The sequence below is a fragment of the Reichenbachiella carrageenanivorans genome (genome assembly GCF_025639805.1).
Taxonomy (GTDB): Bacteria; Bacteroidota; Bacteroidia; order Cytophagales; family Cyclobacteriaceae; genus Reichenbachiella; species Reichenbachiella carrageenanivorans.
In genome coordinates this window covers 2,087,022-2,099,696 of the sequence record NZ_CP106735.1, presented here as the reverse complement: position 1 = coordinate 2,099,696, position 12,675 = coordinate 2,087,022, and the positions used below count along the sequence as shown (strand labels likewise).

At 43.9% G+C, this 12,675-nt stretch carries 5 protein-coding genes; all 5 read right to left on the bottom strand.

The features are described from left to right. Positions 1-55: 55 nt before the first annotated feature. Positions 56-1,942 (bottom strand): right-handed parallel beta-helix repeat-containing protein, encoded by a 1,887-nt coding sequence (locus N7E81_RS08280; RefSeq protein ID WP_263052825.1) that lies wholly within the window; start codon positions 1,940-1,942, stop codon positions 56-58. A 357-nt stretch (positions 1,943-2,299) separates the two neighbouring features. After that, on the bottom strand, positions 2,300-4,708 hold the full coding sequence (locus N7E81_RS08275) for a TonB-dependent receptor family protein (protein WP_263052824.1): 2,409 nt from the start codon (positions 4,706-4,708) through the stop codon (positions 2,300-2,302). Positions 4,709-4,730: 22 nt separating this feature from the next. Beyond that, complete coding sequence (locus N7E81_RS08270; protein WP_263052823.1) at positions 4,731-7,256, bottom strand: alkaline phosphatase D family protein; 2,526 nt, start codon at positions 7,254-7,256, stop codon at positions 4,731-4,733. Positions 7,257-7,285: 29 nt separating this feature from the next. Beyond that, positions 7,286-10,321: a glycoside hydrolase family 2 TIM barrel-domain containing protein gene (locus N7E81_RS08265; RefSeq protein WP_263052822.1), complete on the bottom strand. Its 3,036-nt coding sequence runs from the start codon at positions 10,319-10,321 to the stop codon at positions 7,286-7,288. A 2-nt stretch (positions 10,322-10,323) separates the two neighbouring features. Next, entirely contained in the window at positions 10,324-12,672 is a 2,349-nt protein-coding gene (locus N7E81_RS08260) for a glycoside hydrolase family 2 protein (RefSeq protein WP_263052821.1), read from the bottom strand. Between the last annotated feature and the right edge of the window lie 3 nt (positions 12,673-12,675).

Sequence of the window (12,675 nt, the reverse complement as noted above, 5' to 3'; positions counted from 1 at the left end):
CTAACTCGTATTGGGAATTTCATCCTCGTTTTTCATAGTAATTTGGTTATTGTTTTTATTGAAATAAAATGTCGGACATAGACTTGCCCGTCTCTATCATCACATCTGCCTTCCCTGTGTACTCGTTTTTCTCAAAAACAATTTCTTTCGAACTCTTAATTCTAATCGCTGGGTTCTCAGGAAATAGCATTGGGAAAGTCCCAGAATTGGTGATTGTGTTTTTCGTAAACTTTAGATTTTCTGTATTGGCAATCTCCAAGACTAGATTGTCAAAATGGTTGAAGGTATTATTGGCGATAAGTACATCCTTGAAGGCTATGTTTTCATTCTCATCATCTGGGACAAACCTTATCACCCCTCTATTCTGACCACTGTGTGTACAGTCTTGGAAAGTATTGCCCGTAATGGTGAGGTCCACGGCATTGCCCGATTCATACCAATGGCCACTCTCTACAGGCACCAATATCGCCTCCATCTCTGTACTGAAATAGTTGTTTTTGATTACCGATTTTTTTGGATTAGAGATAAGCAAACCTCTGGCACGATTGCCACTGATGTTGCAATTTTCTACCAATAAATCTGGATACGCATCTAGGTTTTCGATCAAATCCCCAGATTCAATAGTTGCTGGTAATTTTTCGTTGAAAGTGATCAACTGATAGCGGCCATTCAATGGTTGGATCGATTGAATCGTAATTTCATCGTATGGATAAAAGGACTCTTCTATTCTAACCAACCCAATCTTATCACCTGTTCTGCCGATCACAAACCCTTGCTGCTGAGAATGTCCCATACGTACTCCTAGTGTATACTCATCTATAACGTCGATCACTTCTTGGTACGTCCCGTGGATATTGCTGGCATCGTCCAGCTGATTGTTGAACGTACAGTTTTTCAATACGACCTTGCCTCGGCAGCCTACAAAGTGAGTAGCATCGGCGGTGGTAGATACCATACGCCCTTTTGATGGTGTCACGTTGAAATTGTCTAGGATCAAATTTTCCGAATTTTCGGCAATCAGCCCCATGCCTCCAGCATGGTGAACATTTATATTTTGGGCATCAAACCCAATGGTATTGGTGACTCGGAAAGCTGGTGCTAATCGATTCACAGCTTGATCTCCTTTGGCGGTGAATATCATACCTACCGCTGGTATTTTTTTGCGGTGATTGTAGATGCGAACAAGTCCTGGCTCTAGCTCTTCTACACGGAGGCTTTGCTCCTTACCGATGTCTTTCATCTCTGGAGACCGTGGATCTATTTTGTACTTGTAGGATATGTCATTCACATAACGCTGAACAGCTACTCGATTGATCGAAGTGAGTGGGGTGTACGACTCTGTGTCATAAGCAATGGCGTTACGTTGGGGGTCGTATAGTATAGACTGGCCTATGCTGTGTTCGTAATATTCTTTCACAAAAATGAGTTGCTCATTTCTAATCTCATATGGGTACTCTTTTGATATTTTGATGTCGAAGGTTTTCTTCTTGAGGTCGTTCGCTACTACAAGTGCCTCACTGTGAAAAGACATCGCCCAGTCAATAGATAGGTTTTTGAATACTACATTTTTGCTTCCATCTACCAAAAACGGAACCATGGGACCATGAAAAATAAAAGTAGAACCTTGGCCATCGATGGTCAGTCCATCGAAATCAAATAGAGGAAAAGCCGTTCGAACCATTACATCGTCATGATTTGAAATAAAGCAAAATTTTTCGAAAGCCTTATCGGGGTAAAAATGATAAGTACCCTTTTCGAACTTGACCTCAGACAAAGGGTCCGTCTTGGCCTGCATGACCCGAGCCAAAACGGCTGGCGTAGCATCCTCGGCAATAGACAAATCGAACGTAACTATCTCTCCCTTTTTGCTACCAATAAAACTAGCCAACGTAACTATAGTGATTAACAAAATCGACACTATAAAACTCTTATTATTCTTCACTTGCTTCTCTTTTTAAAAATGATCGAACTATTCAGTTTGTGAATTTTCATTTTTTTAAAAGAAGGGTTGTCCTTAGGGGTCAACAAAATGTAGTTTTAAGTAAACCATGTGAATAGACAGCCTGAAGGGCATAAAACAGACTGCTAGTAGGAGCTGTCGATTATGACCGCTATCCAATTCTGTATGGGAACAGACATTAGAAAAACGTAGACAGACACTCTTCTCTGTGAGCACACACCTAGACAATACCCAAGAGATCAAAAAAAACAGGCGATCAAATGACAACCTGTTTTTTTTAGTTTTTCTTGATGGCTTCAAATGGTCAGCCAACCTTTACCCTAGTCGATTAGATGTTTTTTATGAGGCATTTTTAAAGGTAAGCTTGCTCAGCTGATATGACACCGAAAAATAACACCTATAGGAGTTTCTAGAGTAATAATTTTCGGATGCAAACGAATCTGACTGATCTACTACTGAGTTTCGACGCCAAGTATTGAAGATATCAGACACCCTTAAACTTACTGTCAACTGATCGTTTACTAATTTTTGTCTCATCACCAAATCGGCATAATAAAAGGGTTCGTCGTAGCCTTGTGCTGTGAGCTTTTCTGAGAAATAATTCATCTGCAACTGCCCAGAGAAACCGATTGGATTTTTATACTCTAGGCTCGACTTAGAAGTAAAATTAGACCCACGGCGCCTAATAAGTTCTTGTGAATTGTTGTATGTCGTATAAGCCGAATTGTAAAGGTTGATACTGGTATTGATCTTCCAGTGCTCATCCATTTTAAAATTGGTAATCATCTCCCATCCCATCGAGGATGCTGCATCTACATTTTCGTAAGTAAAATTGACTACTTCGTTTTCATCCTCAAACCGGTATCTGATGGCTGCGTCTTCTACCGTCTTGTAGTACACACTGTTGCTCCAGTAGATCCTGTCTCCATCCCACATTTTGTCGTAGCCCAGTTCTAGCGCATTGATCATTTCTGGTTTCAAAAATGGATTTCCATAACTGATAGAGGTAGGACTATAGTAGGTCACATAAGGATTTAGTCTATAGTATGCTGGATTCTTGTTTTTGCGTGAGAAGTTGAGAGATACACTTTGGGTATCGTCGACCTGATAGGCAAACTGCGCACTTGGCAAGAAATTCCAAAACTGATTGACAAAATCACCAGCTACTCCCTCGGCCTGTGGATCGAGCAAATTATAGGTGGCACGCATCCCTAAGCTATAACTCAATGCTTCGAAGCCTGCCCACTTGGCTTTGAATAGTAAATACCCTCCGTACTCTGTTTCGTTGTATAAAAAATCATTGGAACGTCCCTGATTCATTACCCAACTTTGGGTGCTGTCGTTATATTCATTGTAGAGATACGCTCGCTCTGCACTTTTGAGTCTGGCTACCACTCCCGATTCCAAGCTGTACAACGAGGAGAGTATTCGCTCATAGTCGGCCGAAAACCTATACTCATTGTCATTAGAGATATGATCGTTGATCTGATCTTTACGGTCTACTCTATTGAACGACTCGTCGGCAAAAAATAGGCTATCGATAAACACATATTCCTCATTACGATCATAGTGTGTCATCTTGCCTCTCAAGCGCAATTCGTCTTGATCGTCTCTAAACATTTGCTTGAAAAATATATCTCCTCTAAACCATCTTCTTTTTTCGTCTCCTTTACGAGTCCGGTGTGAGTATCTGGTTACAGCATCCTTTTTAGAAAATTCTACTTCGTAATCCTTCTCTCTATCCACATGGTTGGCGCTAGTAGCTAGCGACACCTGAAGCAGATTACTATCAGTAAATCTATATCTCGAATATAGTCTGTAGTATCTGCTAAAATCTTCGTTGGACCCTTTGTACAGCTGATCTGTCTGCGTGGTGTCGTTATTAAAACTAGTTCTGAAGGATCGTCCTTCGTCATACACATTGTTGAGCTTCATGTTGGCATTGCCCCCTATTTCAAACTTATTCTTGCTCCATTTCAGCCCTGTGTCTATTTTTTTAAACCCATCACTCCCTACTCCTACGGTAGCATTGGCATTAACTCCTTCTTTATCTTTATTCTTTTTCAGAATAATGTTGATGATACTTTCTCCATTTTTGGTGTTGTACTTGGCCGATGGGTTGCTTATCACTTCGATCGATTCAATTTCTGAAGCGGGTATTTGCTCCAAGATATTAACCACATCCGTTTCTACACCATCGATCAAAATAGCTACTTTCCTTCCTCTGAAAGTAATTTCATCATCCATATTCACTCCTGCCGAAGGGACTGTCTGCAGTAGGTCTACAGCATTGCTAGATTCGGCAGCGGGCGTATTGGCTACATTAAATATTTTGCTTCCTGGTTTTACTTCTACCTCATACTTACTCGATTCGATCACCACTTCTTCCATTCTCTGCACGTCTGGCTTTAGGGCGATCTTTCCCATATTCATTGTGCCGGCTATTGACACTTCAGGTATTATTTCGGTATGGTAGCCGATATACGACAACCGGACGTTGTACACGCCCGTCTCTATCTGAGCGTGAAAAACACCTTCGAAATCTGTGACAGTACCGCCAATCATAGTGGAATCGGCAAGCGACAAAAAAGCTACGTTAGAAAATGGTACCCCTTCACCATTTTCGTCTATGAGCTGCCCGCTCACAGTGACTTTAGCCGATTGAGCCATAACCATATGACTCCTTGCGACTCCAAAAAGAATAATGAATGATGAGATCAGACAAACTTTACATTTAGAAAGGTTCATTTCATTTTGTTTTTAGCGTGCCTTACAAAGGTAGCACATCGTTCGCATTAGACGTAATTTGTACGTTATTAATCTCCTTACGGTTGTCCTCCTCGCCTACGACTATTGTATATCTAGCCAAGGCATATACTGATGGGGTGTAATGATTCCCCTTCACTCTGATGGCCTGCACGAGTTCTCCATTTTCTTCATTGATGATTTTCACCAACTGATTGGGCTTGCTCATTTTCAATTGAGGCAAGTACCCAAAAGCTCTCCGACCGTCATTGTCCAGCTGATTGATCGTTAGTGGCCACCCGGGGTAAGTGTTCTCCTCTGACTTACTATCGAGCTGAGCCAAAAACCTAAAGGCCTCCATTTTGATGGTTCGCTCTACCGTATCGAAAGTGACTAGCCCAAACCCAGAAGCCTTCATTTGGGCGACTGTATAACGGTTTTTGATCTTTCTTACGTCATCTTCAGGGTTGCCTACTGCATATACATAGTTATCATTGCCAAAGACATCTCTGTAGCATCCTGTATTTGGCAGGTTATGCTTGGGCCGGTCGGTAAATGGCATATTGACTAAGTCTGGCTGCCCCCATCGGGAGTAGCCTGTAGAGACAGCTGGCGTACAAAATGTCCATCCTCCATCACGCTTTTCGTCTACACTATACTGCACGATAAAGGGCAGGTGCTGATCTCCATTGATATGAAATACACAAGCCTTTCGCATGATACGAATGACCTCATCGCGCTGTGCCTTAGGCCACCCACCAGAATCCATATCTCCATATAAAAATTCCTTTTTCCACCCGTGATGTGTCCCTACATTAGAAAACAAGGTCTGACTCAGCATCACTTTCATATCTACTCCTTTCCACTCTGCTATCCATTCGTTGAGAAAAGCCAATTGGGCCTGCCCCATGAAGACCAACTCCTCAGATTCTAATTCTTGTGGCATCAACCGATCTCTGACATGATCTATTCTGCCCTCACCTGCTCTAACTTTTTCTGGGCCAGATTTGAACAAACGGTCGCTCACTATGGCAAAACTCACTCTGCCATAGTTCATGTTTGTAAACCAGGTAGTAATACCAGAAGACAAGGTGGCCGATTGAACAGGGTCTGGCAAATGACCGCACTGGGTACGATTTACTACATTTACCATTTGAGGGGTTTGTACAAATCCGCCATGGGCATCTTGCACACGATCCCAATCTTCGAACGAAATCCCTTCGCCTCCTTCCCCCCAAAGGTTGCCCTGAAATACATCATGATCGTCGGGTGTACATATCGTAGGTCGGTCGCGCATCACATGGCCAAAAGCCCATCCAAACATATAATATTTGCCGAGGTAACTTAAAATCGCTTTGTTTTCTGGTTGTCGCTTGATGGGATAGCCTCCGTTCTGCTCATAGATCTGATCCCCTGAAAAACAGAGCATATCTGGATCTGTTTTTTCCAAATTTTGCACCAATGGGCTGTAAGGGTAGCCTCTCCACTCCTGGCAAGTAAGACCCCCAAATCTGAGTTCGCCATTGGCGGGTTCTTTTCTGATATTCCCTACATACTCGTGTTTTTCCCCATCTATATCATAGATCAGCCGATAAGCACAGTCTGCTGTAGTATCCCAATCCGTAATCACAAAGAGGGCTGTATAAGACAGTTTATCGATAGGGCTGGTCATCACTTTTTTCCACTTGCCTTTTCGCTTCAGTTGCAATTCTACTTGTTGACTATCCTTCGTCCCAATAGGGGGCATCTGCGCCATCAGTTTCACTTTCGCATCAGAAAGTGTGTACATAGCCCAAAGAATAGGGCCAAAACTATTGGCTGGGCGGTATACTACCTTTGAACCTGACAGTGCCAGACTACTCCACCAAAAAGTGCTTTGATCCTCCTTCTTGATATGATTGACCAAGGCAACTAGTCCATCTAATGCTCCTGTATGCGTATATGAAAGCTTGGACGAAAGCTGATGATCGTCTGTGGCCGTCAAGGTCATAACCTGCTGCCCGTCGGAGGTGGCTCCTTCTAGTTGGAGCGTGAATTTTTTAAAATTGAAACCTTCTGGCAAGGTAGCTGATTGATCACCAAGAAATAATTCACTTTCTAGCGATACCCCTGCTGTTACTCCTTTTCCAAAATAGCAAGCGGCTTTGATGCTATCTGGGTCTGTAAAATCTTTGATTCCGACAGAAAAACCTACTGTACCTTGATTGCCCTTGTCTGCCAATAAGCCTAAGGTCGCCTCAAGCATAAAATCCCCGGCCGCTTCACCTAGTACATGTGTGAGTAAGTGAAGCCTCGAATGACGTTCTATCCCTGTGCATTCTAGGCGCCCCTGACGGATCTCCCAATCCTCCATAGGCACACTCCAAAATTGATCACCAATCCACACACGATCATTGAGTTCATTAAACGAAAGTTTGAAAGGCCCACTTTTAGCAGCTGATGCTAGTACACGTTCGGTTTTTTCACTCGCTAGTACCTTGTGAAGTGGCGTACTCAGCGCTGGCACTACCAGCCCTAAACTTTGTAAAAATTTCCTTCTCTTTAATGTCATCGTATGATCCCTATCTCTCTAAAATCCGTTTATTTCACTTTTAGTTCATCAATGCAAAGGCCATCGTCTTGCAATGAGGTAATTCGAACAGTATTGGCTCCAGAGCCAAAATTTACTAACACTTCTACGGTATCCCAAGTACTTCTATATCCTGAAGTAGCTGGCCATTCGAGCTCTTGATCTTTTCCATTCACTGTCAATCTTACCCGATATGTATCCCTGATTTTGTTTAAAGCGCTGTATCGTATTTGTAATAAAAACTGTCCTGGACTGCCATCATTTTCCTGATACCACTCCACATATCCACCAGCATTTCTACCGAAATCCAAATACCCTTTGCCTTGGTATCCTTTGCCTTGATTTGAAAATATGGCCACATCGTAGGTCGCATCTTCGGCCTGATCTCCTCCTGGCACTGCCGCCATCGCTTTGGCATCCCAGACAAAACCTTCGTCCATCGCAAATCGCTCTTGCATTTGGCATACGGCCTCCCCATCTGCCGTCACCAATGCCCGAACAGTAGTACCCAATGGCACTTCAAAAGCTTTTTCATAGACTGTAGACGTTGTTTTTGGTTCGCTACCATCTGTGGTATAATAGATCTTGAGCGTTGGATTCGCCTGTTGACCACGCAAGGCCAACAACTGGGTATCTATGCTTACTTTATTGGACGATACTTGTTTTTTCTCGCCCAAAATAGATCCCACCAGCAAGGTGACAGGGCCTTCGGCATCGGTAGAGGCAATATAAGCTCTGGTCAAACCAAAAAAGGCTTGACGGTCTTTGGCTTCAAAGTGTTTTTCTACGTCTATCGGGCTGCCGTTGTCGAGTGCCTGTATTCGCCCCGAGCCTATCACATAAAAATAACTTCTATTTTCTCCATAAGGGTAAAATGCTCCTTTCTCATCTTGTGTAGTCACACGCACTTGTACTAAGTCATCCTTGCGCTGATCCAAGGGTTCTCCGTCGATCGATAGTGCCAATTGTGCTGGAGCACCAGCTGTGCGGACGATCTCTTCTATCACAGCCTTTCCTGCCTTGTAACCCACCGCTTTGAGCTCGCCTGGTTGCCAACCAACCATCCACTGACACTGCATCTGATCCCAAGCCTCTCCAGGTGTCTGCTTGCCGAGTGAGCGCCCATCCAAAAACAATTCTACCTCGTCGCAATTAGAATACACCCATACAGGTATGGTCGTATCTAAGGCCAATGTTGGGTGTGTCCAGTGGGGTAAAATATGCACCATGGGCTGGGTTGTCCATTGACTCTGGTAGAGATAAAACAAATCCTTTTCAAAATTGGCCATATCTATTGCTCCACCCATAAAAGACTTGAATGGCCAACCACCATGTACATAACTGGCCTCTCCTATGTAGTCGTATCCCGTCCAGCGAAACGAACCCGCATAATTGGGGATATCTCGAAGTTGAGCAATGTTTTGGCGCGAGGTCAGTCGCACCATGGCATTGTCATAGCTAGAGTTAAAGATCTGCTTGTAGTTCGCCTTACCGGCAGCATTGGTCCAGTCATAGGTAAATACTTCTTGCTCCGTCAGGTCTGGATAATCATAAGGCTTTTGCCGAGCATTGGGGTAACCATCTCTGTACCATGTTTGCGTACGATAAAAGCCTCTTACCTGCCAGGTATGGGTGTTTTCTGTACCGATAAACACACGATCAGTTTCGAGATTTTCGAACCACCCCATTTTTTCACTACTACCATTCACACCAAAAACATCCATGTACTCAGATGATGAGTGTCCGGAAGTGACTGGGCGTGTATCGTCCAATAGGTGGCACTGTGCGACAAGTGCTTCTCCTATCTCTCCCTCTGTCTCGTTGCCCACGCTATAAATGACGATAGACGGATGATTGCGATCTCTTTTGATCCAATCGGTCAGGTCTTGCTTCCACCAACTATCAAAAGCATGTGCCCCGTAGTCATTGGCCGCTTTTTTCTTCCATCCATCAAAAATTTCATCCATGACCATCATGCCTTCTTCGTCGCAGATTTGGTAAAAGATTGGCGTTTGTGGATTGTGCGAAGTTCGAATGGCATTTACTCCCATGGCCTTGAGCTGACGAATTCTAAAACGAACCATCTTATCTGGAACTGCCGCGCCCAGTGCTCCTGCATCCTGATGATTGCACACGCCTTGCAGTTTTATGTTTTCGCCATTGAGCCACATACCCGTCTCTGGTTTCCATTCGATATCTCGTACGCCAAATCGAGTAGTTACCCGATCTGCTACACGCTTGCCTATTACCACTTCACTAATTGCTGTATACAGCTGAGGAGATGACACTGACCATAGCTTAGGATCGGTAATCGTGAGTTTTTGCTTGACAAGCGATTCGGCCTTGGCGGCCAATGTCAGGGCACTGCTACTACTGGCTACTTTCTTTCCGTCAGGGTCCAGGATCGTTGTATTGAGGGATGTCTTATACTTTTTTGACTTGGTATTATTCAACTCTGTGTCTATGCTCACCTCATTTCCTGTGGTGCGTATAAACAATCCATTGTTTGGAATATGCACAGGGTCTTTTACATGAATCCATGTATGTGCATAGATCCCGCTACCAGTGTACCACCGAGCCGCAGGTTGTTTATCGTTGTCTACCCTGACGGCAATAGTGATCGTATCTGACGACTGTACCTCAGTACTGATGTCGTAGGCAAAAGAAATCCAACCATAAGGCCTCGTGCCGAGCAGGCGGCCATTGGCCCAGACGGTGCTGTTCATAAACACCCCATCGAATGCAATCTGTACATGCTTTCCTTTCCACTCTTCAGGTACGGCTATCGTTTTGCGGTACCAGCCAAAGCCTGCTGGCAGATAGCCGCATTGGCCTCCCATAGGATGATCTTCGTCGTATTCTCCTTCGATACTCCAATCGTGAGGCACATTCAGTTTGCGCCAGTGGTCATCGATATAACCCACCTCCTGCGCACCTTCATAATCACCAAGCGTAAACTTCCAGTTTTGATCAAAAGACAATGTCTGCTGACCCCAAGTCACACTCGACATCAAAAACAAGGCAATAAAAACGAGGTATCTAATCATTACTATTGGTTCACTTCAAATGAAAACTCTTTATTAGGTAACCCTACGGCTGTTGCCTTCATCGTTACTTTTCCTTGGGCGGTACCTACCCGAATCAAGGCTGTAGCTATACCCGCTTCTGCTTGCACGGCACCTACATTCATTATCTCCGCATCGCCCAATACAGATACATCGATAGGCTGGTCATAGGCTGGAATCACGATACCCTGCTCGTCTACCGCAGCGATATACAAAAACAAGACATCGTTGACACCTGCTTGAGGTGCCTTGCCACTCTCATCGAGCCACATTTTGAGACCAGCTACTTTGCCTGGTGTTTTCACAAGATGTTCGGCTACAGGTTTTCCATCTATATACCCTACAGCTTTCAGTGTACCTGCTACAAATTCGGGTAAACTAAAGGTAAATGGAGGGTGGTTAAGGTTATAAGAAATGGAGTCTTGATTCGGCTGTTGTTTGCCAATCTGCTCATCGTTGAGGTACAATGCTACTTCATCACAGTTGCTAAATACTCTGACATCCAAGGGAGACTCCTCTGTCCACCAAGAGGCAATTTGAAGTACAACCTGATCCTCTGGTTCTTGCTGGCTCTGATAAAAGTAGTACGCAAATTTAGGTATTCGGAAAATATCCATGATACCCGAGGCTTCTATGTTGTCGTAGTAGCCTCTGTTGTAGTCGTACATGACCCAATAGCTATCGCCAAAGGCAGGTGTATTCATGTTATCGTTGTGCGCCTCTTGCACATTGGTGGCTTGATAGAGCAAGCGCTTTTCTCCAAAGCCTCGTAACTGACGACTGCATTTTTCTATTCTTAGGTTCTTAGGGAGTTGATCTTGGTTGAGTCCCGCATTGTTAGAATAATATTCCCAATCCCCATATTCAGAAACCTCATATGGTTTGGTCTGGATAGAATCATAATGATGCAAAATCCTATGCTGACGGGCTTGCAAATAAATGTCGTAAACCTCTGGCTTCCATCCGCAGGTATATACATTCTGCCCTGGCATCTCGGCATGTACAATACGGTGCAGCTCTTCCATAAAGAATATAGGCATCTGTGTTTCGTTGAGCGAGACTTCCCATGCCAATACGCTTGGGCGATTGCGGTCTCTAAGTACCAGCTCTTTGGCAGAACGATAGCAATACGCTCTAAACTGATCATTGTCTAAGTAATATTGCCAGCCTAAAATGGCATCGATCACTACTAAACCCAGCTCGTCACAAGCATCCATAAATGCGGGAGAATGCGGGTAATGAGACAATCGGATGAAATTGAATCCTGCGTCTTTGATCTTTTTGGCGTCACGGTACTGCGCATTGTCTGACATGGCATAGCCTACAAATGGATACTCTTGGTGACGATTGACCCCTCTGAGAAAAGTCTTTTTCCCGTTGATGTACAGTTCGTTGTTGTCGTCGAATACAAAATCTCGAATTCCGAATCTTTCTGTTTGATGATCTACAAGTTTTCCATCCGCCATCACTTCGGTTTTTAGTGCGTACAAATTAGGCACCTCTGGCGACCATAATCTCGGACGATCTAGCGTAATACGCACGACAGATTCTATGTCCTTTCCTCCTGCTACTGCAAAGGTTTCGGATGATTGAGTAGCCACCAATGAATCCTGATAGTAAATCGATTGTACTACATGTACCTGTTTTTGGTCAGCAGCATCATTGACTACGTGCGTTTTGATCTGAACTACAGATTGTCTTTCGGATACAGTCGGGTAAGTGATGAATACTCCCCCTCCAGCTTCTTTGTTGGCCAATACGGGGTGAGAGATATACACCTCATCTTTGAGTCTAAGCCATGCATTACGATACAATCCACCATACATGTTAAAATCCAATTTGTGTAGTGGTTTAGGCCCCGTGATGGCATTGTCGGTATTATTTAATCTAATCGCGAGTATATTGTCTTGCCCTGCTTTGACATATGGCGTAGCATCTACTACTACTGGCAAATATCCTCCTTGATGCTCGGCTACTTGCACACCATTGATCCAGATTTGACTATAGTTCATGGCTGCTTCCAGTTCGAGTACTACTTTTTTGGCTTCGTTTACCTCAGGTACAGCGAATGACTTTCGATACCAGCAAGTGCCCTGCCACTGGTCGTTGACCACCAAAGGCTCTACATTGGCCGTATGAGGCAGGCTTACACGCTCCCAACTGGCATCATCGTAGTCTGACAAATAGTATTTTTCTTCTGCATTATCTGATGCTTTTAATCGTTTGAATTTCCAATCTGAATTGATCTTCACATCCATCATTTGCTCTCCTGAGCACGATATCATCATTAAAATGATCAGCAGATTAATGCCTGCTACTACTACTTTTTTCATATC

Bases quoted from the DNA above. Each gene is read 5' to 3' on its own strand.
- N7E81_RS08260 (WP_263052821.1), bottom strand. From the start codon at position 12,672: ATGAAAAAAGTAGTAGTAGCAGGCATTAATCTGCTGATCATTTTAATG.
- N7E81_RS08275 (WP_263052824.1), bottom strand. From the start codon at position 4,708: ATGAACCTTTCTAAATGTAAAGTTTGTCTGATCTCATCATTCATTATT.
- N7E81_RS08265 (WP_263052822.1), bottom strand. From the start codon at position 10,321: ATGATTAGATACCTCGTTTTTATTGCCTTGTTTTTGATGTCGAGTGTG.
- N7E81_RS08270 (WP_263052823.1), bottom strand. From the start codon at position 7,256: ATGACATTAAAGAGAAGGAAATTTTTACAAAGTTTAGGGCTGGTAGTG.